This is a genomic window from Flavobacterium sp. N2820, from assembly GCF_025947285.1.
In the GTDB taxonomy this organism is placed as follows: Bacteria; Bacteroidota; Bacteroidia; order Flavobacteriales; family Flavobacteriaceae; genus Flavobacterium.
The window spans coordinates 560479-582429 of record NZ_CP110008.1 but is presented as its reverse complement, the minus strand read 5'-3'; the positions used below and the strand labels follow the sequence as shown (position 1 = coordinate 582429).

The window sequence follows — 21951 nt, the reverse complement described above, 5'->3', positions numbered from 1 at the left end:
TCAACTTGGAACTTGAAATTTGAAGCTTTAAACTAAAAAAAATGTTTACAGAAATAGAACAAGATAATTTAGCCGAAGTAATAGCAAACAACGAAACTGTTGTAGTTCAATACTCAGCTTCATGGTGTGGAAATTGTAGAATTATGAAACCAAAATTCAAAATGATGGCTTCACAAAACGAATCAATTCCTTTCTTAGTGGTTGATGCAGAAAAATTTCCAGAATCAAGAAAATTAGCAAAAGTGGACAATTTACCAACGTTTGCAACTTTCAAAAATGGTGTTTTAGTCAATCAAACACAAACTAACAAAGCAGAAGTTTTAGCCGAATTAGTAGCAGAAGTAGTTTAAAAGTTTAGGGTTTAAAAGGTTAAAAAGACATTGTGGCTATACTTTATCTCAATTCTATTTAACCTTATAATTTTAAATATATGTAAACCCTTTTAAACATTTAACCCTATAACCTTTTAAACAAAAAACAAATGAAATTACCTGTAATAAAACAGTTAACCCAATTTATTGAGGATAACGATCAAGATTATTTAGTTGAAACTATTGAAGTGTTAGAAAACCTTTGTGAAGTTTCTTCCTTAAAAGATGAAGAATTAGATGTAATTGCCGAATTAATTTCTAATATGTATGGTGCACTTGAAGTAAACCAAATGATAAAAGAAGGCAAAGACAAAAAAACAGCCTTAAACGATTTTATGAAACGCGTTTTAGGTTCAATTGACAAATAAAAAAAACTCTCAAGCAATTGAGAGTTTTTTTTATATTTACATTTCATTATTAATTAAATAGAAAACATGCAGTTATTAATGAGTTAGGTGATATTGCCCTAAAAAATTAAAAATTAAAAACTGTGAAAAAAAATATTCTTATATTTATTTTAATTGGATCTCAATTTGTATTTTCTCAAGAATTAAAAGAAGTAGAAAAGTTATCAAGTCTATGCAAAGTCTGGGGATTTCTAAAATATTATCATCCAAATGTTGCAAAAGGTAATTTTAATTGGGACGAACAATTATTAAATACTTTACCTAAAATAATACAATCAAAAACTAAAGAAGATATTTCAAAAGTTTATTTGGTTTGGATTGAAAGTTTAGGTGAGATTAAAAAATGCGGAAAATGTAGTGATATTAATGAAAAAGAATCTTTTAACAAGAACTTCAATCTTACTTGGATGCAAGACCAAACAATCTTTACAAGTACACTTTCAGAGAAATTAAAATATATTGAAAACAATAGATTCCAAGGAAAAAACAACTATGTTTCTACCTCAAACAATGGTAATATAATTATAAAAAATGAAGTACAATATAATAATTTTGAATTTCCTGACACAAACTATAGACTTTTAAGCTTATTTAAGTATTGGAACATTATAGAATATTTTTTTCCATATAAATATCTTACAGATCAAAAATGGGATGATGTACTTTTTGAAATGATTCCGAAATTTAAAAATGCAAAAAATGCAACAGAATATCAATTAGGATTACTTGAAACAGTTATTAAACTTGATGATACTCATGCAAACTTATATTCAAATAAAATTCATGACTACTTTGGAAGAAAATATATACCTGTAAAATTTAATTTAATTGAGAATAAAGCTGTTATAACAGGATTTTATAATGATTCTTTAGCCAAAGAAAATGATTTAAGATTAGGAGATATTCTTGAAAAAGAGAATGAAAATGATGTATTAAAAAAGATGATTGAAACAAGAAAATATGTTAATGGATCAAATAATAATACAAAAGCAAAAAATTATGATTTTGTAATTTTTAACGGTTCAACAGATTCTATTAAGATAACAATTAATCGTAATGGTACAAAATTACTTAAAACTGTAGGTCGTTATGATGAGAAAAAATTAAATTCTCAAAAAGAAATTATCCCAGAAAAATTTAGACTTTTAGGCAATAATATTGGTTATATAAACATGGGAGTACTAGAAATGGACGATGTTGAGAAAATGATGGATAGTTTTAAATCTACAAAAGCTATAATAATTGATTTCAGAAATTATCCAAAATTTGCACCTTATTTATTAGCCAGAAGATTTATAAAAACTGAAAAAGAATTTGCAAAGCTTACAGAACCTGACTTATCTTATCCAAGCAAATTCAAATGGAAAAAAACAAAAACAATAACCCCAATACACAACCAATTTTACAGCGGCAAAATTATTATTTTAGTTAATGAAGAAACCCAAAGTGCGGCTGAATATTCAACTATGATGTTACAAACAGGAGAAAATACAATTACAATTGGAAGTCAAACAGCGGGTGCTGATGGGAATATTTCGCTTGCAGAATTTATTGGTTTTAAATCATATGTAAGTGGACTTGGCGTTTATTATCCTGATGGAACAGAAACACAAAGAAAGGGAGTGAAAATTGATATTGAGGTTAGACCAACTATTAAAGGAATTTTAGAAGGAAAAGATGAAATATTGGAAAAAGCAATTGAATTAATAGAAAAAGAAAAATAAATACTTCTGTCAGCAGCGGTTATAAGAAATTGGGCTTTAGGACTTAATTTAAAGTTTGTTTTGTACTTTTGAATTTCAGTTTTAATCGAAAGTTAAGGGGTTTATAAATCCCAAACTTCTTAAAACCGCAAAACGCTGTTTGGAAGCTAAATTCTGAATAATAAAAATAACATAAAACTAATAATGAAATTAAATTATTTGAAAATACTTCTTAATTTGCTTATATTCTTATCTCTTGCTAGTTGTAACAAATTAAAACCAAATACATTTATTTTAAATGGAACTATAAAAGGAAACTATTCAGGGTTTATATATCTTCATTATGATTCTAAACAAGACAGTTGCTTAGTTACAAACAATAAATTTCGTTTTGATGGCACAATATTATCAACTACAGCTGCGCGATTAGGTACAAAAAGGCGAACATCCGCAATGGAAAAGGATTTCTTTCTTGAAGAATCCGAAATCACAATAAACATAGAAATTCAACAAAAAAAAATAGGCGAAACTGAACTAGATTGGATTATTATTAATTCAAGTAAAGGAAGTAAAATTGCTGATTTGCAAAACGAATTTGAAAGTTATAAAACAAAGTTTAAAGATAGTAAAGATTGGGAAAACAAAAAGTATTTGAAAATCGATGAAATTATAACAAAAAATCCAAAAAGTAAATACAGTGCAAATTTACTTGCAGAAGAATCCTGGAAGTCTAACTCTGATATTTCGAAGTTGAAGAAAATGTACGAAAAATTAGATTTAAAATTTCAAGATTCATCAACTATAGCTGTTTTAAAAAGTAATTTATTTCCAGAAAAGATTACATTAGTCGGTAAACCAATCTTTGACTTTGAACTCCCAAATGAAAATGGAAAAAAATTACAATCAAAAAATTATAGAGGTAAAATATTATTTATAGATTTTTGGGCTTCATGGTGTGAACCATGTAGAAAACAAATGCCTGAAATTAAGAGAATTTACAGTAAATTTAAAAAACATAAATTTAAAATACTTGCTGTTTCGCTCGATTCAAAAAAAGACAAACAAAAATGGCTAAACACGATCATTAAGGAAAATTCGACTTGGGATAACGTAATTGAAACTGGAGAATTTGATAGCAAAATTGCCAAAATGTACAATATACAATCAATTCCATCAAATTTTTTAATTGATGACAAAGGTATAATTATTGATCAAAATATTTCTCCCGAAGAATTGGAAGAACAATTGCATACATTGTTTAAAACGGTAAAATAATTAAAGTCCGAACACAATAGAGGTTTACTTCAATGGCTACCTCCAGGTTTTACGTTAGAAAATCCGTTGCTGAATGAAATGTTTAATTATATTCTTAAAGACTTAGTGCTGACTCAACACCACTTAAAGTAAGCCTCAAAACGTTTCTATGAAAACCACTTTTTTCGTAACCAAAACGCCACATTTACTAGTATAATTAAAGCGGGAACTTCTACTAAAGGTCCGATAACACCTGCAAAAGCTTGTCCGCTATTAATTCCGAAAACACCGATTGAAACAGCGATGGCTAATTCAAAATTATTTCCAGAAGCAGTAAACGATAATGCTACAGCATCGCGATAGTTGGCTCCGATTTTTTTGGCTACAAAAAACATCAAGAAAAACATAATCGTAAAGAAAATCACTAATGGAATAGCAATTCTAACAACATCCATTGGTAAATCAACAATCATTTCACCTTTCAAACTGAACATGACGACAATTGTAAAAAGCAAAGCAATCAACGTAATTGGCGAAACAAAAGGAATGAACTTTTGATTAAAAAATTTATCTCCCAAATACTTTTTAATCGCATAACGACTAATCACAGCCAAAGCAAAAGGAATTCCGAGATAAATTCCAACCGTTTGAGCAATTTCGGTGATTGTAATATTTAATTTTAAACCTTTTATTCCAAACAAAGGCAACATGATTTCCAAATAAAAATAAGCATACAAACTGAAGAAAAACACTTGTAACAAACTATTTATTCCGATTAAACCAGCAGCTAATTCTCTGTTTCCTTCAGCAAGTTCATTCCAAACAATTACCATAGCAATACAAGGCGCAATTCCGATGATAATCAATCCCGTCATATACTCAGGATAGTCTTTCAAAAAGAAAGTAGCCAATAAAAACATTAAAAAAGGGCCAAAAATCCATGTAATAAAAAACGAAGCCGATAATAACTTAGGTTTTTCAAACATTAGAGGCACTTTTGAAAAATCGATTTTAGTTAATGGTGGATACATCATTAAAATCAAGCCAATCGCCAACGGAACATTCGTAGTTCCTGATGAAAAGGAATTAATAAAATCAGCTGAATTTGGAATAAAATAACCTATTCCTACTCCAATTAGCATTGCTAAAAAAATCCAAAGCGTTAAAAATCGGTCTAAAAATCCTAATCGTTTTTTCATTTGTCTAAATTATTTTTAAATAAATATTGATATAATACAATCCTGTAATGATGAACGTTAGAGCCGCAATTATTCGCATTACTTTTTCAATTTTAGTTATGGTTTTGAAATAATTTCCTAATTTTTCCATACTAAAAGCAATCACAAAAGCGAAGAAAATTACGGGTAAACCTGTTCCAATAGAAAAAACTATTGGCAATAATAAACCTTCACTTGATGCTAAGGTCATTGGAATCAACATAGCAAAAAATAAAGCTCCACTATACGGACAAAATGCCATAGCAAACAAAGCACCTAATAAAAATGAGCCTAATAATCCTTTGGTTTTAAACGTTTCAGATAATTTTTCGGTAAAATTAAATCCTTTGATAAAATTCAACTTAATTACATCTAACATAATTAAACCTATAATTGTCAAAACATAACCTATATATTTTTCCCCATTTCCTTGAAACAACTTTGCTACTTGAAATTTGCTTGCTCCAAAATAAATCATCGCCCCAATTAAGGTGTACGAAAACATTCTTCCCAAAGTATAAAGCAATCCGCTCAACAATACTTTTTTCTTATTATTGATGGTTTTTGCAATAAAAGCGGTCGCCGTAATATTTGTCGCCAACGGACACGGAGCAATTGCAGTAAGTAATCCTAAAGCAAAAGCAGCAAGAACAGGAAACTCTTTATTTTCGGCAAAAGTTTGAATGAAATCCATAATTACTTGAATGCGGAAATTTCTTTTTGAAGTTCGGTTTTAAACTTATCGCCTTCATTTTTGGCATACATAAAAGCCATTTCGGTTAAATCTTTAGTAAATCTAGTTTTGGAATTATACAAGTATAAAGAAGTTCCAGTAGCTTCAAATTGTTCGGCTACTTTTGCGTTTTTTTCATCATCTACATTGTACAAAACAAACGAAATTGCTTCGTTTCCTTTAATGGTTTCTTTGCTTAATTTCTCAATGTTATTGCAGGTAATACAACGATGCTCGGTATGAAATTGAATCAATTGAATTTCCGTAGTTATTGAATTTTCTACTATTGGTTGTACTTCTTCTTTCACTTCGTTTTTACACGAAAAAAATGTTGTAAATACCGCTAATACTATGATAATTTTTGACTTCATTTTTATAAAATTAAATTAAATACATAACCTGAAATAATGATGCAAATTGCCACAACTCCAAAGAAAATGGCGATTAGCTTCCATGTCATTACTTTTTTAAGCATTGTAGCTTCTGGAATGGATAAACCCACCACTGCCATCATAAATGCAATGGCTGTTCCAATAGGAATTCCTTTTTGCACAAAAACTTGAATTATGGGTAATACTCCAGCGGCATTACTATACATTGGAATACCTAAAATTACAGCTATTGGCACAGCAAACGGATTATCTTTACTAATATAAGTTTCAAAAAATCCTGTTGGAATAAATCCGTGCATCATGGCTCCTATTCCAATTCCGATAATAATGTACCAAAAAACGCCTTTGATTATGGAAAGTGCTTCTTTAAAAATGGAAGGCAAACGTTGTGAAAAAGTTTGTTTTTCTTCTTCTAAATCACCTTCTTTTTCTGAATTAGCTAAAACACCTTGCACCCATGGCGATAAGTGTTTTTTCTAGTTTTAATTTGCCAAGAATTATTCCGCCAATCATACCTAATAGAATTCCACTTGAAACATAGATTAATGTTGCTTTTAAGCCAAACATACCAATAAATAATGCAATTGCAACTTCATTTACTAAAGGCGATGTTATTAAAAAAGCGAATGTTACTCCAAGTGGAATGCCTCCTTTTACAAAACCTATAAACAATGGAACCGAACTACATGAACAAAATGGTGTAATTGCTCCAAATGTTGAGGCAAACAGGTATTCTAAACCAAAAAGTTTGTTTCTAGAAAGGTAATTTCTGATTTTATCCACTGGAAAGTACGAATTAACAACACCCATAACCATTGTGATGAGAAACAATAAAATCAAAATCTTTATCGTGTCATACACAAAAAAGTTGAGTGCATCGCCCAATTTTGTGCCTTGAGCAATGTTAAAAATCGAATAAATCAGCCAATCAGAAAGGTTTTGTAGCCAATCAAACATCTTATGAAAGTGCTTCTAAAATTTCGGCTTCACTTGGAACTTTTCCTTTTATTTTTACGATTTCATCCACCACAACTGCAGGAGTTGATAAGATATTATATTCCATAATTTGCTGAATATCTTCTACTTTTTCTACCGTTGCATCAATGTTATTTTTGGCAATTGCATCTCTAACAGCTTGTTCAGTAGCTTTGCATTTGGCACAACCAGTTCCTAGTATTTTAATTGTTCTCATGATATTATTTTTTAATTTGTGAGAATACATAATGCATTTCACTTGCAATTTGCAAACTACGTTCTGTGTATTTTTCGTTCATCATATCCGTTCCATCAAAGGCTTTTGGGTCATCGTATTTGATTGGAAATCGGGCTTCGGCACCAAAAACCATTGGACAACCTTCGTCGGCGTTATTGCAAGTCATGATGGCTCCAAAGCTGTTTTTCGGATTAAAATCATCGAAATACGTTTTAGAAAAACAGATAATTGGATGTTGATTGTCATCAAATTTCACTGCATACACTGGATTTTGTTCTTGGCTTAATTGCTGAATTTGAAATCCTTGATTGACTAATGTTTCAGCCACTTTTGGAAACATTGCTGTTGCTTCCGTTCCGCCAGAATAACAAAAAACATTCTTTATTTCGAATTGAAAAGCCATCGTTTGTGCCCAAATTTGCGACAGATGACTTCTTCTGGAATTGTGCGTACAAATGAAGTTCAATCGAATTTCTTCGTTTGTATTGACTTTATTTTGAATGTAATCCGATAACGGTTTCAAAACCTCTTTTCGTGCTTCTGAAACTGAAATATCCTTTATAATTTGGATGGTTTTTGATAAATTTTCGAACATATTATGATTTTTTATAATGACAAAAAATGAAATTTTGAACCGTATCAAAAGGCGTTTCGTGATCTTCTGTAAAGCAATTTTCTAATTCGAAATCTGCACCGAAAACCGCTTCCATTTTTTCAACTGAATATTGCATAATAGGTAAACCACTACATTTTAAAGGACCATCTTCCGAGAAAGTTCCGATAATAAAATGTGCATTTTGATTGGTATTTGCAATTACATTAGCTTTATATTGCTCGATATCATTCTCTTCTGTAAAAAAATGAAAAGATGCTCTATCGTGCCAAACATCAAATTTTTCATTTGATTGAAAATGCAAACTATCGGAAACTATAAAAGTCACGTTCTTAGCTTGAGCTCCTAATCTAATTTTAGCACGTTCAATAGCTGCAGCTGAAATATCCAACAAGAATAAATTTGTGTAACCTAAATCAAGTAAACTATCAATCAAATAGCTATCACCACCACCAATATCAATAATTTTGGCATCTTTAGTAACTTTACAAGCTTGAATTAATTGAATTGAAGTTTTCGGTTCGCTCTGATACCAACTTACTTCATTTTCTGCTTTTGTAGTAAAAACAGTTTCCCAATGTTGTTTTTTAGTATTTTCCATATTAACAACAACCTGAATCTGGTGTACAACAAGACGTTTCTTTCGGTTTCCACTCACCTATTTTGACTTTCATTTTTTCTGGTGGAATACCGCAATTGTCTTTAGCTAAACAATCGGTTAATTTTGATTTCAATTGGAAGTTAGTTCCGTCGAAATCTAAACTGAATTTTCCGATAGTTTCCTTCATTTGATATTCGACTTCGATTTCTAAATCAGGAATTTGAAGTTTTTGCTCGGACAATTCAATAATATGAACCAATTTTTCAGGATGTAATCTATGATCATAATCATTGGCTTCCCAAAGTTGGAAGTTGACTACTTCTTCTGTACGAACAACTCCACCGCAATCGATAAAATGCTTTGTGATTTTACCTACTTCGGTTACATGAAAATGATTCGGTACTAAATCACCATTTGGCAATTGAAAAGCTATTGTTGTTAGCTTTTTTAATTCGGATTTGATTTCTGATAGTTTCATTTTAGATTATTTAGAAAGTTGGATTGTTAGATTAATTAGATTCTTAGATGTCTAAATTTCTAAGACAGTTAACCCATCTTTTTTAACAGCATTTATTCTTTAACTTATGACGAATCATCCCAAAATGATTTTCAATTTTATCAATCGTATCTGGATTAATACAGTAACAAATGGCCGTTCCTTCGATAGTTCCTTTAATAATATTAGCGTTTTTTAATTCTTTAAGATGTTGTGAAATCGTAGGTTGCGCTAAAGGCAATTCATTTACAATATCACCACAAATACAAGTATCAACAGTTAACAAATAGTCAACAATTGCAATACGTGCCGGATGCGACAAAGCTTTAAACAACGTTGCCATTTCGTTTTGTTCCACTGAAAAGGATTCTGATTTTGATGCTCCCATAATTTTTATAAATTATTATATTGCAATATTACGATAAACAAATATAATACGCAATAAAAAATCCCGAAATTTCTTTCGGGATTAATTTTATAGCTGCTGAACTGAATTCAGCAGGACAAAAAGTGAGATTATTTACCTCCTTTTTCCATTTTAGCTTTTAATTCAGCAAGAATATCGTTATTATCACCTAAAGTAGATGTTTGAGCTGAGCTATTTGATGTAGTTTCAACTGCAGTTTTAACGTTTTTCTCTTCTTCTTCTCTGAAGATAGCTGTATGAGAAGCTACTACTCTTTTGAATTCTTTATTGAATTCAATAACTTTAAAGTCAGCAGTATCTCCTTTTTTCAATTTTTTACCGTCTTCTTTTTCTAAGTGACGTGTAGGAATGAAAGCAACGATATCGTCACCAAATTCTACAGTAGCACCTTTGTCAACGATTTCAGAAATTGCTCCGTTGTGGATTGTTCCAACAGCGAATGCATCTTCATATTTATCCCATGGATTAGCAGTAGTTTGTTTGTGACCTAAAGATAATTTACGTCCTTCAACATCTAATTCTAATACAACAACGTCTAATTTTTCACCAACGTTTACAAATTCAGATGGGTGTTTGATTTTCTTAGTCCAAGATAAATCAGAGATATAAACTAAACCGTCGATACCTTCTTCTAACTCTACGAAAATTCCGAAGTTAGTAAAGTTTCTAACGATTCCAGTGTGTTTAGAACCTACTGGATATTTAGCCGTGATATCAGTCCATGGATCTTGCGTCATTTGTTTGATACCTAAAGACATTTTTCTTTCGTCTCTGTCTAAAGTTAAAACAACTGCTTCAACTACATCACCAATTTTCATGAAATCTTGAGCACTTCTTAAGTGAGTTGACCAAGACATTTCAGAAACGTGGATTAAACCTTCTACACCTTCAGCAACTTCGATGAAAGCACCGTAATCAGCTAAAACAACAACTTTTCCTTTAACTTTATCACCAACTTTTAATTCAGTTCCTAAAGCATCCCAAGGATGAGCATTTAATTGTTTTAAACCTAATTGGATTCTTGTTTTCTCATCATCGAAATCAAGGATTACAACGTTTAATTTTTGGTCTAATTCAAGAACTTCACTTGGGTGATTAATTCTTGACCAAGATAAGTCTGTAATATGGATTAATCCATCTACACCACCTAAATCAATAAACACACCATAAGAAGTAATGTTTTTAACAACACCCTCTAATACTTGTCCTTTTTCTAATTGACCAATGATTTCTTTTTTCTGTACTTCAATATCAGCTTCGATAAGCGCTTTGTGAGATACTACTACGTTTTTGAATTCGTGGTTGATTTTCACAACTTTAAATTCCATAGTTTTGTTCACATATTGATCGTAATCACGGATAGGTTTCACATCAATTTGTGAACCTGGTAAGAATGCTTCAATTCCGAAAACATCTACAATCATACCACCTTTAGTTCTACATTTAACGAAACCATTAACGATTTCTCCTGTTTCGTTAGCAGAAATAACTCTATCCCATGCTTTGATAGTTCTAGCTTTTCTGTGAGATAATACTAATTGACCTGTTTTGTCTTCACGAACGTCGATTAATACTTCTACTTTATCACCAACTTTTAAGTTAGGATTGTAACGGAATTCGTTTAAAGAAATAACACCTTCAGATTTAGCGTTGATGTCAACGATTGCGTCTCTTTCAGTAATTCTAACAACTACACCTTCTACTACTTCTTCTTGATCTGTAGCAATGAACGTTTTAGTTACTAATTCTTCAAATTCTTGCAAGTTTTTTTCATCAACTGGATCAATTCCTTCTTGGAAGTTATGCCAGTTAAAATTCGCTAAAAACTCTTCTTGTGTTTTGTTAATTTCAGACATGCTGATTAAAAATTTGTATGCTGTGTTTCTTGCGTTTCGAAATGCGATAGAAAACTACAACAGTGTTTTACATTTAAATACTTGATACCTAATAGAAACGCTCCTCGCTAAAAGGTGCGCAAAATTACAACTATATTTTTGATTGACAAAACTTTAATAACGAGATTTTACACAAATCCTAACATTTATTTATGTTTTGTAAATGAGGAATTTTAAATACATTTGCCAAAATTTAATTTATTAAAATGAAAAAAATAATATTGATTACTACTGCAGCATTATTTGCTATTGCTTGCAACCAATTAAAAGACAATGAATTTGTTATTAATGGAGATGCTACAGGTGTAGAAAACGGTAAAAAAGTTTTTGTAGAAATTCAAAGTGAAACAGGAAGTATTGTTAAAGATACTGGTGTTATAGAAAATGGAAAATTTGAATTAAAAGGCTTTACTGAAGGCATTGATTTAGGATTTGTAAGAATTGAAAACGAACAAATTAGTTTGCCTATTATATTAGAAAAAGGAGAAATTAGCATATCAATTAAAACAGATACCGTTCAAAACTCTATAATTGGTGGAACACCTAACAATGAGAAATTTCAATTATTCAACAATGAATCTAAAGTAATTGCTAGAAAATTAGGTAAATTTCAAAAAGCAAATGCAGAAAGAATAAAAGCTGCTAAAATTGCAAACGATACAGCAACAGTTAATCAAATCATGAGAGAATACAATAGCTTTCAAGAAGACATGAACAAAGTTTCTGTAAAATTCATTAAAGAAAATAAAGATGCTTATTTATCTGTTCTTTTATTAGAAAACTTTTTAATGAGACAATACTTAACACCAGAAGAAGTAAAGGGATACTATGAAAAATTAGACAAAGGGTTGCTAGAAACTAAAAGTGGTAAAAACATTAAAAAAGTATTAGATTCTGTGTCTGAAATTTCAATAGGTAAACCTGCTCCAAATTTTTCAGCTCCTTCACCTGATGGAAAAGTAATTTCATTAAAAGAATCATTAGGAAAAGTGACTATTATTGATTTTTGGGCATCATGGTGTGGTCCTTGCAGAGTTGAAAATCCAAATGTAGTTGCTATGTATAATGAATTACATGACAAAGGACTAAATATTATTGGTGTTTCTTTAGATAAAGATGCAACAAAATGGAAAGAAGCTATTGCAAAAGATAAATTAACATGGAATCAGGTTTCAAATCTTGAACAATGGAGTGAGCCTATTGCTAAACAATACAACGTACAATCAATACCTGCTACTTTTATTTTAGATGCAAAAGGGAATATTGTTGCAAGAGATCTTAGAGGTGATGCTTTAAAAGCAAAAGTAAAAGAACTTTTAGGGGTTAAATAATTCCAACATAAAATATATTTTAAAAAATCTTCTTCGGAAGATTTTTTTATGTTTTTCATTTACAGAAAGTTATAAAATAGTCTATAAAATAGTGGAAAATATCTTTGCAGGAACAAAAAACAATTCTATATTTGCAACCGCTTAGTCAAATAAGCAAGATGGCTTGGGGAGATACTCAAGCGGCCAACGAGGGCGGACTGTAAATCCGCTGATTACATCTTCGCAGGTTCGAATCCTGCTCTCCCCACTAAAGCACTTCATTTGAAGTGCTTTTTTTATTTACCAAACTCTTACTTTTAAATACCTATTCAATTTCCTATATTTGTATAAATTTTAAAATTCATGCAACACATTATTGACCGCTTTATTAGCTACGTAACTATTGATACAGAATCTGATCCAAATTCAGATACTACTCCAAGTACTAAAAAACAATTAGACCTTGCAAATCTTTTAGTTAAAGAACTAAAAGCAATGGGAATGACAGAAGTAACCATAGATAAAAATGGCTATGTAATGGCTACTTTAGAAAGTAATGTAAAACACAAAGTTCCAACAATTGGATTTGTTTCGCATTATGATACAACTCCAGATTTCACTGGCGCTAACGTAAAACCTCAAATTGTAAAAAATTATGATGGAGGTGATATTGTTTTAAATAAAAAACAAAACATCATTTTATCACCAAGTTATTTTAAAGATTTATTACAATATAAAGGCCAAACCCTAATCACAACAGACGGAACAACCCTTTTAGGAGCCGATGACAAAGCCGGAATTACCGAAATTATGTCGGCAATGGAATATTTAATTCAACATCCCGAAATCAAACACGGAAAAATTCGTGTAGGTTTTACTCCAGATGAAGAAATTGGTCGTGGTGCGCATAAATTTGATGTTGAAAAATTTGGTTGCGAATGGGCTTACACTATGGACGGAAGTCAAATTGGCGAACTAGAATATGAAAATTTTAATGCAGCTGGCGCAAAAATTGTTTTTAAAGGAAAAAGCGTTCATCCTGGTTATGCTAAAGGAAAAATGATAAATTCAATGCTCTTAGCCAATCAATTTATTTCCAAATTACCTAAGAATGAAATTCCAGAAAAAACAAAAGGTTATGAAGGATTTTTTCATGTAGTAGGAATTTCAGGAAGTATCGAAGAAACTGTAGTTGAACTAATTATCCGTGACCATAGTGCAAAAAAATTCAAAGAGAGAAAAGAATTTATCCACGAATTAGCAAATAAATTCAACAAAAAGTGGAAAAAACAATTTGGCGAAGAAATTGTAATTGCTGAAGTAAAAGATCAATATTACAACATGAAAGAAAAGGTAAAACCAGTTTTTCATATCGTTGAAATTGCAGAAAAAGCCATGAAAGAATTAGGTATAAAACCATTAATCAAACCCATTCGAGGTGGAACAGACGGCTGTCAATTATCCTATAAAGGCTTACCTTGTCCAAATATTTTTGCAGGCGGACATAATTTTCACGGAAAATATGAATATGTTCCTGTTGAAAGTATGGTTAAAGCTACAGAAGTAATTGTAAAAATTGCAGAAATCACTGCAACTACTAAATAATCTATTTCAGCATAGAAAACAATTATAAAAGACAGGTTTTTGATGACTTGTCTTTTTTGTATATTCGTAATTCATTTTTATTCATTATAAATAAAAACACCATTTATGTTTCAAACAATAAATTTTAATAAAAAGTTTTTACTCGTACTAATTACATCTTTTTCAGTACTTGCTCCAGCTCAAGAAAAACATTTAAAAAACATCAAACAACTCACTTTTGGTGGCGACAATGCCGAAGCCTACTTTAGTCCAAAAGGGGATCAATTAACACTTCAAGTTACCAACAAAGCATTTGGTGTTTCTTGTGACCAAATCTTCATGTTAGATTTAAAAGCACAAGAATTCAATGAAAAAAGCTTGCAATTGGTTTCAACTGGAAAAGGAAGAACCACTTGTTCTTATTATATGCCCGATGGAAAACACATTTTATATGCTTCCACACACGCATCAGACCATGCTTGTCCTGCTCCTCCAAAGCCAATTGAAGGAAAATATTTATGGGCGATTTATCCTGAATTTGATATTTATATTGCCGATTTAAAAGGAAACATCACAAAACAGCTAACAAATACGCCAGGTTATGATGCTGAAGCTGTTGTTTCTCCAGATGGTAAAAAAATTGCTTTTACTAGTATTAGAAGCGGCGATTTAGAAATTTACACCATGGATATCGATGGTAGTAATTTAAAACAAATTACTTTTGGATTAGGATATGATGGCGGTTGTTTCTTTTCGCACGATAGTAAAAAAATTGTTTTTCGTTCATCTCGACCTAAAACTGCTGAAGCTGTTAAAGAATATAAAGATTTATTAGCTCAGAATTTGGTTGCTCCATCTGAAATGGAAATCTATACTTGCAACATTGATGGTTCCGATTTAAAACAAATTACGAATTTAGGAAAAGCCAATTGGGCACCTTACTTCCATCCTACCGATAAAAAAATTATTTTTTCGTCTAATCATCACTCAACAAGAGGATATGATTTCCAGCTATTTATGATTGATATTGATGGCGAAAACTTACAACAAATTACATACGAAAGTGAATTTAATGCTTTTCCGATGTTTTCTCCTGATGGAAAAAAATTAGTTTTTTCGAGTAATAGAATGCAAAGTAAGCCTAGAGAAACCAACGTTTTTATTGCCGATTGGATTGAAGGTGACAAAACTGAAATTGCTCAACCAAAAACATTAAAAAAACATATTTCTTATTTATCATCTGATGAATTACAAGGTAGATTGACTGGTTCGGCTGGAGAAAAAAAAGCAGCAACATATATTGTAAAAGAATTTAAATCTTTGGGATTAAAGCCTTATGCAAACCAATCGTATTTACAAACTTTCAATTATAAGGTAAAAATTAATCCGCACAGCACAGATGCTTCAAGCGATAAAGCAAATAGTGGCACAAATGTGATTGCATTTTTAGACAATAAAGCTTCAAAAACAATTGTAATTGGAGCACATTACGACCATTTGGGATTAAACGAACACAATCATTCTTCGAAGCCTAATTCACATGGCGAAATTCATAATGGAGCAGACGATAATGCATCAGGTGTTGCCGCAGTACTTGAATTAGCACGTATGTTTTCACAAAATAAAACAAAAGAGAATGTCAATTATATTTTTGCTTTATTTTCGGGAGAAGAAGATGGTTTAATTGGTTCAAAACATATGGCAGAAACACTGAAAAGTTTATATCCAAATGTAGTGACCATGATAAATTTAGACATGATTGGTCGTTTAGATAAAGATAAAAGTTTAACTGTAGGTGGAATTGGAACTGCTCCAGAATTTTCAACTATTATAACCAAAAACAAACCCGCTGGTTTCAACGTTACTTTAGACAATGCAGGTCAAGGTCCTTCTGATCATACTTCATTTTATTTAAAAGATATTCCCGTTTTATTTTTCTTTACAGGAACACATGCAGATTATCACAAACCAAGTGATGACGAAGATAAAATCAATTATTATGGTGTAAGAAACATTGTTGATTATGTATTTAGAGTATCCAATGAAATTGCATCATTAGATAAAATCGAGTTTACTCAAACAGCAATGAATGCAGGAAAAACTGTTCCAAAATATAAAGTAACTTTAGGAATTATGCCTGATTATACTGACCATGGTGATGGTTTACACATTGATGGAGTTACAGAAAATCGTCCAGCACATGCGGCTGGTATATTAGAAGGCGATATTTTAATAAAAATTGGTGATTGCGAAATTAAAGAAGTCTATGGATACATGGATTGTTTAGCCAAATTAACAGTTGGTGATGAAAAAGACGTAACCGTAATGCGAAATGGAAAACCAATAACAATGAAAGTGAAATTCTAAGAATAAACTAAAGAGGACAATGTTCCTCTTTTTTTTATATTTGATAAACTAAAAATAGAATAACTTGGAAAAAGAAAACAAGTGGAACAAAACCAATCAATGGGAAAATGAAATTGAGCAATTGCATGCGATTATTCGTAAAACTTCTTTAGTTGAAACTACTAAATGGGGCGGTTCTGTTTATACACACAAGAATAAAAATGTGTTAGGAATTGGTAGTTTTAAATCTTATTTTGGAATTTGGTTTTATAATGGTGTTTTTCTGAAAGATGAAAAAAAACTACTCATTAATGCTAATGAAGAAAATACCAAGTCATTGCGACAAATGCGATTTACCTCGGTCAATGAAATAGATGAAAAACTAATTTTATATTATATTAATGAAGCGATTGAAATAGAAGAAAAAGGGTTGGTTATCCCAAAAGAAAAAAAAGAAACTATAATTCCAGAACTTCTTCAAAACGAATTGGATAAAAATCAGGAACTTTTAACCAAATTCAATGAATTTTCTCCTTATAAACAAAGAGAGTTTATCGAACACCTCACTTCAGCAAAACAAGAAAAAACACAATTAGCACGATTAGAAAAAATAATTCCGCAGATTATAGAGGGAAAAGGATTAAATGATAAATACAGATAAATACAGATAAATCCATTTTATCTTAACAAAAAAAAGTCAAACTAAATAAATAGTTTGACTTTTTTGTACAATTATTTTTGATTAGAAAACCTCGTTTTCTTTTAATTTTTCCATGTTGTTCACCATTTGAAGCTCATCAACAAACTTTTGAATTTTTCCATTCATTACACCATCCATATCAAAAACATCTAAACCAATTCGGTGATCAGTTACACGACCTTGCGAATAATTATAAGTTCTAATTTTTGCCGAACGGTCACCTGAACTCACTTGCGAAGAACGTTTTGTAGCATCTTCTGCTTGTTTGATTGCTAATTCCTTTTCATACAAACGAGAACGCAATACATCTAATGCTTTATCTTTATTTTTGTGTTGTGATTTTTGATCTTGACACTGCGCTACTAATCCAGTTGGAATGTGTGTTAAACGAACCGCTGACTTAGTTGTATTTACCGATTGCCCACCCGGTCCAGACGAACAGAAAAAGTCCACACGAACATCGTTCATATCAATTTGTACATCAAATTCTTCTGCTTCAGGCAATACCATTACTGTTGCTGCCGAAGTGTGTACTCGACCTTGTGTTTCCGTTTGTGGCACACGCTGTACACGGTGTACTCCTGCTTCAAATTTCAATGTTCCGTAAACATCTTCTCCAGTAACTTCAAAAATTACCTCTTTGAATCCACCAGAAGTTCCTTCACTAACATCCACTACAGAAGTTCTCCAACCACGTGCTTCACAATATTTAGTGTACATACGGAATAAATCACCAGCAAAAATCGAAGCTTCATCACCTCCTGTACCCGCACGAATTTCAACCATTACGTTTTTCGCATCTTCTGGATCTTTTGGAATCAACATAAATTTGATTTCTTCTTCTAATTGCGGTAAACGCTCTTTTGCCTCGTCTAATTGCATTTTGGCCATTTCTACCATTTCGGCATCAGACCCATCAGCAATAATTTCATTTGCTTCCTTAATATTTGCATCAATTGTGATGTACTCCTCACGCTTTTCTACTAAACCTTTAAGGTCTTTGTATTCTTTATTTAATTGTACATAGCGTTTTTGATCGGCAATTACATCAGGTTGAATAATCAAATCTGATATTTCATCGAAACGTTGCTTCACATATTGTAATCTATCTAACATAGCAGTCACTTATTTTGGAGTGCAAAGTTACAATTTTAGTTTAAAGTTTAAAAGTTTAAGCGTTTAAAAGTTTTAGAACTGAAAACCAAAACTTTATAAAATTTATTTTAAATAAGTCTAAATAAGTTTTGTAGATTCAATTTGGCTTTATATTTTTGCTGTGTTATTTTAATTAAATCTAAATAAGAATGAAAAAAATAGTTATTACTTCCTTATTAATATCTTCTGTCTTTGCTTTTAGTCAAGAAAAAAATGACTCGATCAAAGTTTTAAAAGAAGTTACCGTAGAAGGAATTCGAGAAAACAAATACAAAAAAGAAGCCAGTACAACCGTTTCTAAAATGCCTTTAAAGGATATTGAAAATCCGCAAGTGTACAATTCTATTCCAGCAAACCTGTTAAAAGAACAAGTAGTTACGAACTTTAACGATGCGTTAAAAAATGCAACGGGTGTAACTAGACTTTGGGAATCAACAGGTCGTAACGGCGATGGAGCTGAGTATTATTCTATGAGAGGTTTTGCAGTACAACCATCAATGGTGAATGGTTTACCGGCTTTAACCAACACAACAATTGACCCAATTAACATTGACAACATCGAAGTCATCAAAGGACCTTCGGGAACGCTGTTTGGAAGTAGCGTGATTTCATATGGTGGATTAATTAATATTGTAACTAAAAAACCACATCAAGTTTTTGGTGGTGAAATCAGCTACAACAACGGAACGTATGGCAGCAATCGTGTTACCGCAGATGTAAATCTTCCTCTGAATGAGAAAGCTGCGGTTCGTGTAAATTCAGCTTATACCACAGAAGAATCATTCCAAGATGCAGGATTTTCAAATGCTTTCTTTTTAGCGCCTTCATTAAAATATGAAGTTAGTGATAAATTGACTTTCTTAGTAAACACAGAATTTTACAAAAATACCTCAGCAAAAGCGAGTATGATTTTCTTAAGTCGCTACGCACCTCTTTCATTTGATAACATGAGTTTGTTTGACAAAAACTACAAAAGATCATTTACTTCAAATGACTTAACTATGAACAACAATTCGTTCAACATGCAAATGCAAGCCTTGTATAAACTATCAAACAATTGGAATTCACAAACGGTTTTATCTAAAAGTTCAACCAAAACAAATGGTTACTATCAATATTTATGGGATTCCGCAAATGGGGATGAATTCACAAGATTTATATCTAAAGCAGATGGAACGTTCTACACAACAGACATCCAACAAAATTTCATAGGCGATTTTAAAATTGGAAACATGAGAAACCGCTTAGTAACTGGATTGGATTATTACAATTCGAGATTGATTAATGGTGGTTCGGGTTGGGTTTCTAACGGAGTTGTTTCATTAGTTAACGGAACAGATAGTGGAGTTTTAACACAATCAGGAACTGATGCTCTTTTAACCGAAAGTTTTGCAGGAAACACAGAAGCCAACCAAGAAATTATGAGTGCTTATGTTTCAGATGTATTGAATATTACCAATAAATTATCAGTGATGGCAAGTTTACGTTTGGATTATTTTGACGGAAAAACTTCGCAATATGATGGCGTAGAAACAAAAGGACAAGTAGCTTTATCTCCAAAATTTGGTGCTGTCTATCAAATCGTAGAAAACAAAGTATCTGTTTTTGGTAATTACATGAATGGTTTCCAAAACGTAGCTCCAACAACGGTTGCAGATATCGACGGAAGCAATCCAAGAACCAAAGAATTTGATCCAGAACAAGCCAATCAAATTGAAGTGGGTTTAAAAACAAGTTTGTACAAAGACATTATTTCGGCATCGGTAAGTTATTATGACATTCGTGTGAAAGACCGCGTAATTACGGATCCAAACAACATCAACAACTCCATTCAAGGGGGTGAAGTAGAAAGCAAAGGTGTTGAAGTAAGCATTGTTGCCAATCCAATTAAAGGATTAAATGTTATTGCAGGTTTCAGTCATAATGATGCAGAAGTTACGAAAGAATCTCCTGGCGACGGTTATTTAGGCTTACGTCCAGAAGAAGCGGGACCAGAAACTTTAGTGAATTTTTGGGCAAATTATACCGTAACAAATGGACAATTGAAAGGTTTCGGAATTGGTTTTGGTGGCAACTACGCTAGCGAATACAAAACTTTGAACAGAGCCACTACAGGAACTTTCGCCTTACCTGATTACACGGTTTTAAATTCGGCATTATCGTATGACAACGACAAGTTTAACGTATCCTTAAAATTGAATAATATGTTGAACGAAAAATATTATTCAGGTTGGTCAACGGTTACACCTCAACGTTTACGTAGCATCACCGCTGGTGTTACATATAAATTTTAGTTTATTTTCTGTTTAGTTTAAAGCAAGCTCCTCATTTCGGTGGGGAGTTTTTATCGTAATCACATGCAAAAATCAAGTTTCAAAAAAGGCATTCGAAAACTACATCTTTGGTTAGGTTTATCAACCGGTTTAATCGTTTTTATCATTTCGATTACGGGTGCAATTTATGTGTTTCAGGAAGAAATAACCAATTCCCTTCGAAAAGATGCTATTTATCATCACGAATCGAATATCGCCAACAAACAACCGCTTTCGCTTAAAGTTTTAGAGCAAAAAGTAGATGCATTTACCAATGAAAAATATCCGATTCACTGGGTAACTGTTCCTATTGATAAAAGCCGAAGCTACATTTTCTATTACTACGAAAGAAATCCGGAAGGTTGGAACTTTTACGAAGAATATGTTGTTTACAAATCGGTTTATGTAAATCCGTTTACGGGCGAAGTTCGTGGCGTTTATGATGAAACGACAGATTTTTTCAATATCATCAAATCGATTCACTTCAGTTTTATGTTGAATACCGAATGGGGAACGTATGTGTGCGGGATTCCAACATTGATTTTTGTTTCCATGCTGATTTCGGGCATTATTTTGTGGTGGCCAAAAAACAAAAACGCCAGAAAACAACGCTTTGCTTTCAAATGGAAAAATGTAAAAAGTTGGAAACGCAAAAATTATGACTTACATAATGTTTTAGGGTTTTATGTTTCGTCATTAGCTTTTGTGGTTGCCTTTACGGGATTATTTTATGCGTTTTTCTTCATTCAAGCGATTTTATACTTCGTATTTTCGGGCGGAAGCACAACGTATCCTGATTTTTCCCACATTCAAACCAAAGCGCCTATCGAAATACGAAACGAACATACGTTGGATAAAATTGGCAAAAAAGTCGAAGAATTATATCCTGATGCGTTTCAATACAGTTTGGATTATGGATACGAACATTTAGACGACCACGAACATCCGAATTATGATGTGTTTGTGAAACAACTCTCCTACTCGTATCATGTGAATCACAGTTTGATTTTTGATGAAAACTCAGGCGAATTATTGCACCAACATTCGCACAATGATAAAAATTTAGGCGAAAAAGCAGTCGCTGCGAATTACGATATTCACATTGGTGCAATTTTTGGCATTTGGACAAAGATTTTAGCGTTGATTATTAGTTTAGTTTGTGCGTCATTACCGGTTACAGGATTCTTTATTTGGTGGGGAAAACGAAATAAAAAATAAAAGT

At 31.7% G+C, this 21951-nt stretch carries 22 protein-coding genes and 1 tRNA gene; 11 read left to right on the top strand and 12 right to left on the bottom strand.

Annotated elements, in window-relative coordinates:
- The first annotated feature begins 41 nt into the window (after positions 1-41).
- From OLM52_RS02750 to OLM52_RS02735, 4 genes are all read left to right on the top strand, one after another.
- The gene (locus tag OLM52_RS02750; RefSeq protein WP_264549618.1) at positions 42-350 is read left to right on the top strand and encodes a thioredoxin family protein; all 309 of its coding nucleotides are present in this window, start codon (positions 42-44) and stop codon (positions 348-350) included.
- Positions 351-481: 131 nt separating this feature from the next.
- Positions 482-739 carry a DUF6952 family protein gene (locus tag OLM52_RS02745; protein ID WP_008257653.1) on the top strand — a complete coding sequence of 86 codons (258 nt, stop codon included), beginning with the start codon at positions 482-484 and terminating at the stop codon, positions 737-739.
- A gap of 122 nt (positions 740-861) precedes the next feature.
- The gene (locus OLM52_RS02740) at positions 862-2502 is read left to right on the top strand and encodes a S41 family peptidase (RefSeq protein WP_264549617.1); all 1641 of its coding nucleotides are present in this window, start codon (positions 862-864) and stop codon (positions 2500-2502) included.
- Between the two features lie 183 nt (positions 2503-2685).
- Positions 2686-3756, top strand: coding sequence for a TlpA disulfide reductase family protein (locus OLM52_RS02735; protein ID WP_264549616.1), 1071 nt, complete (start codon positions 2686-2688; stop codon positions 3754-3756).
- Positions 3757-3902: 146 nt separating this feature from the next.
- Here the strand turns inward: OLM52_RS02735 and arsB are convergent, their stop codons facing one another.
- The 11 genes from arsB to rpsA form a co-directional block, all read right to left on the bottom strand.
- Positions 3903-4934, bottom strand: coding sequence for an ACR3 family arsenite efflux transporter (arsB, locus tag OLM52_RS02730; RefSeq protein ID WP_264549615.1), 1032 nt, complete (start codon positions 4932-4934; stop codon positions 3903-3905).
- A 4-nt stretch (positions 4935-4938) separates the two neighbouring features.
- Positions 4939-5646, bottom strand: a complete 708-nt coding sequence (locus tag OLM52_RS02725) for an aromatic aminobenezylarsenical efflux permease ArsG family transporter (protein ID WP_264549614.1) — start codon at positions 5644-5646, stop codon at positions 4939-4941.
- 2 nt (positions 5647-5648) lie between these two features.
- The gene (locus tag OLM52_RS02720) at positions 5649-6056 is read right to left on the bottom strand and encodes a nitrophenyl compound nitroreductase subunit ArsF family protein (RefSeq protein ID WP_264549613.1); all 408 of its coding nucleotides are present in this window, start codon (positions 6054-6056) and stop codon (positions 5649-5651) included.
- A gap of 2 nt (positions 6057-6058) precedes the next feature.
- Positions 6059-6532: a permease gene (locus OLM52_RS02715; protein WP_264549612.1), complete on the bottom strand. Its 474-nt coding sequence runs from the start codon at positions 6530-6532 to the stop codon at positions 6059-6061.
- Positions 6513-7034, bottom strand: a complete 522-nt coding sequence (locus tag OLM52_RS02710) for a permease (protein WP_264549611.1) — start codon at positions 7032-7034, stop codon at positions 6513-6515. The genes OLM52_RS02715 and OLM52_RS02710 overlap by 20 nt, the downstream gene beginning before the upstream one ends.
- A 1-nt stretch (position 7035) precedes the next feature.
- Positions 7036-7269 (bottom strand): thioredoxin family protein, encoded by a 234-nt coding sequence (locus OLM52_RS02705; RefSeq protein WP_264549610.1) that lies wholly within the window; start codon positions 7267-7269, stop codon positions 7036-7038.
- A gap of 4 nt (positions 7270-7273) precedes the next feature.
- A complete protein-coding gene (locus tag OLM52_RS02700) occupies positions 7274-7885 on the bottom strand; it encodes a low molecular weight phosphatase family protein (protein ID WP_264549609.1) in 612 nt (203 codons plus the stop codon).
- A 1-nt stretch (position 7886) separates the two neighbouring features.
- Positions 7887-8504 carry a class I SAM-dependent methyltransferase gene (locus tag OLM52_RS02695; protein ID WP_264549608.1) on the bottom strand — a complete coding sequence of 206 codons (618 nt, stop codon included), beginning with the start codon at positions 8502-8504 and terminating at the stop codon, positions 7887-7889.
- 1 nt (position 8505) lies between these two features.
- On the bottom strand, positions 8506-8982 hold the full coding sequence (locus tag OLM52_RS02690) for a DUF6428 family protein (protein WP_264549607.1): 477 nt from the start codon (positions 8980-8982) through the stop codon (positions 8506-8508).
- A gap of 82 nt (positions 8983-9064) precedes the next feature.
- Positions 9065-9388, bottom strand: coding sequence for an ArsR/SmtB family transcription factor (locus OLM52_RS02685; protein ID WP_264549606.1), 324 nt, complete (start codon positions 9386-9388; stop codon positions 9065-9067).
- A 128-nt stretch (positions 9389-9516) separates the two neighbouring features.
- The gene (gene rpsA, locus OLM52_RS02680) at positions 9517-11283 is read right to left on the bottom strand and encodes a 30S ribosomal protein S1 (RefSeq protein ID WP_264549605.1); all 1767 of its coding nucleotides are present in this window, start codon (positions 11281-11283) and stop codon (positions 9517-9519) included.
- A gap of 245 nt (positions 11284-11528) precedes the next feature.
- Here rpsA and OLM52_RS02675 point away from each other — a divergent pair, with 245 nt between their 5' ends.
- The 5 genes from OLM52_RS02675 to OLM52_RS02655 all read left to right on the top strand — a co-directional run bounded on the left by OLM52_RS02675 (position 11529) and on the right by OLM52_RS02655 (position 17223).
- The gene (locus OLM52_RS02675; RefSeq protein WP_264549604.1) at positions 11529-12653 is read left to right on the top strand and encodes a TlpA disulfide reductase family protein; all 1125 of its coding nucleotides are present in this window, start codon (positions 11529-11531) and stop codon (positions 12651-12653) included.
- Positions 12654-12818: 165 nt separating this feature from the next.
- Positions 12819-12900 (top strand) — tRNA-Tyr (locus OLM52_RS02670).
- Positions 12901-12995: 95 nt separating this feature from the next.
- The gene (pepT, locus tag OLM52_RS02665) at positions 12996-14237 is read left to right on the top strand and encodes a peptidase T (RefSeq protein WP_264549603.1); all 1242 of its coding nucleotides are present in this window, start codon (positions 12996-12998) and stop codon (positions 14235-14237) included.
- Between the two features lie 105 nt (positions 14238-14342).
- Entirely contained in the window at positions 14343-16583 is a 2241-nt protein-coding gene (locus OLM52_RS02660; RefSeq protein WP_264549602.1) for a M20/M25/M40 family metallo-hydrolase, read from the top strand.
- Between the two features lie 64 nt (positions 16584-16647).
- Positions 16648-17223 carry a YdeI/OmpD-associated family protein gene (locus OLM52_RS02655; protein WP_264549601.1) on the top strand — a complete coding sequence of 192 codons (576 nt, stop codon included), beginning with the start codon at positions 16648-16650 and terminating at the stop codon, positions 17221-17223.
- An 81-nt stretch (positions 17224-17304) separates the two neighbouring features.
- Here the strand turns inward: OLM52_RS02655 and prfA are convergent, their stop codons facing one another.
- On the bottom strand, positions 17305-18378 hold the full coding sequence (gene prfA / locus OLM52_RS02650) for a peptide chain release factor 1 (protein WP_264549600.1): 1074 nt from the start codon (positions 18376-18378) through the stop codon (positions 17305-17307).
- Positions 18379-18566: 188 nt separating this feature from the next.
- On the opposite strand from prfA, the gene OLM52_RS02645 reads away from it, so the two are divergent.
- Positions 18567-20711, top strand: coding sequence for a TonB-dependent siderophore receptor (locus tag OLM52_RS02645; protein WP_264549599.1), 2145 nt, complete (start codon positions 18567-18569; stop codon positions 20709-20711).
- A gap of 63 nt (positions 20712-20774) precedes the next feature.
- Positions 20775-21947 (top strand): PepSY-associated TM helix domain-containing protein, encoded by a 1173-nt coding sequence (locus OLM52_RS02640; protein ID WP_264549598.1) that lies wholly within the window; start codon positions 20775-20777, stop codon positions 21945-21947.
- The last annotated feature ends 4 nt before the right edge of the window (positions 21948-21951 follow it).

Excerpts from the sequence above, each read along its gene's own strand:
- OLM52_RS02720 (WP_264549613.1), bottom strand. The coding sequence starts at position 6,056 with ATGAAGTCAAAAATTATCATAGTATTAGCGGTATTTACAACATTTTTT.
- OLM52_RS02660 (WP_264549602.1), top strand. The coding sequence starts at position 14,343 with ATGTTTCAAACAATAAATTTTAATAAAAAGTTTTTACTCGTACTAATT.
- OLM52_RS02645 (WP_264549599.1), top strand. The coding sequence starts at position 18,567 with ATGAAAAAAATAGTTATTACTTCCTTATTAATATCTTCTGTCTTTGCT.
- OLM52_RS02705 (WP_264549610.1), bottom strand. The coding sequence starts at position 7,269 with ATGAGAACAATTAAAATACTAGGAACTGGTTGTGCCAAATGCAAAGCT.
- OLM52_RS02700 (WP_264549609.1), bottom strand. The coding sequence starts at position 7,885 with ATGTTCGAAAATTTATCAAAAACCATCCAAATTATAAAGGATATTTCA.
- OLM52_RS02695 (WP_264549608.1), bottom strand. The coding sequence starts at position 8,504 with ATGGAAAATACTAAAAAACAACATTGGGAAACTGTTTTTACTACAAAA.
- prfA (WP_264549600.1), bottom strand. The coding sequence starts at position 18,378 with ATGTTAGATAGATTACAATATGTGAAGCAACGTTTCGATGAAATATCA.
- OLM52_RS02745 (WP_008257653.1), top strand. The coding sequence starts at position 482 with ATGAAATTACCTGTAATAAAACAGTTAACCCAATTTATTGAGGATAAC.
- arsB (WP_264549615.1), bottom strand. The coding sequence starts at position 4,934 with ATGAAAAAACGATTAGGATTTTTAGACCGATTTTTAACGCTTTGGATT.
- OLM52_RS02690 (WP_264549607.1), bottom strand. The coding sequence starts at position 8,982 with ATGAAACTATCAGAAATCAAATCCGAATTAAAAAAGCTAACAACAATA.
- OLM52_RS02710 (WP_264549611.1), bottom strand. The coding sequence starts at position 7,034 with ATGTTTGATTGGCTACAAAACCTTTCTGATTGGCTGATTTATTCGATT.
- OLM52_RS02750 (WP_264549618.1), top strand. The coding sequence starts at position 42 with ATGTTTACAGAAATAGAACAAGATAATTTAGCCGAAGTAATAGCAAAC.
- OLM52_RS02725 (WP_264549614.1), bottom strand. The coding sequence starts at position 5,646 with ATGGATTTCATTCAAACTTTTGCCGAAAATAAAGAGTTTCCTGTTCTT.
- OLM52_RS02640 (WP_264549598.1), top strand. The coding sequence starts at position 20,775 with ATGCAAAAATCAAGTTTCAAAAAAGGCATTCGAAAACTACATCTTTGG.
- OLM52_RS02685 (WP_264549606.1), bottom strand. The coding sequence starts at position 9,388 with ATGGGAGCATCAAAATCAGAATCCTTTTCAGTGGAACAAAACGAAATG.
- rpsA (WP_264549605.1), bottom strand. The coding sequence starts at position 11,283 with ATGTCTGAAATTAACAAAACACAAGAAGAGTTTTTAGCGAATTTTAAC.
- OLM52_RS02735 (WP_264549616.1), top strand. The coding sequence starts at position 2,686 with ATGAAATTAAATTATTTGAAAATACTTCTTAATTTGCTTATATTCTTA.
- pepT (WP_264549603.1), top strand. The coding sequence starts at position 12,996 with ATGCAACACATTATTGACCGCTTTATTAGCTACGTAACTATTGATACA.
- OLM52_RS02675 (WP_264549604.1), top strand. The coding sequence starts at position 11,529 with ATGAAAAAAATAATATTGATTACTACTGCAGCATTATTTGCTATTGCT.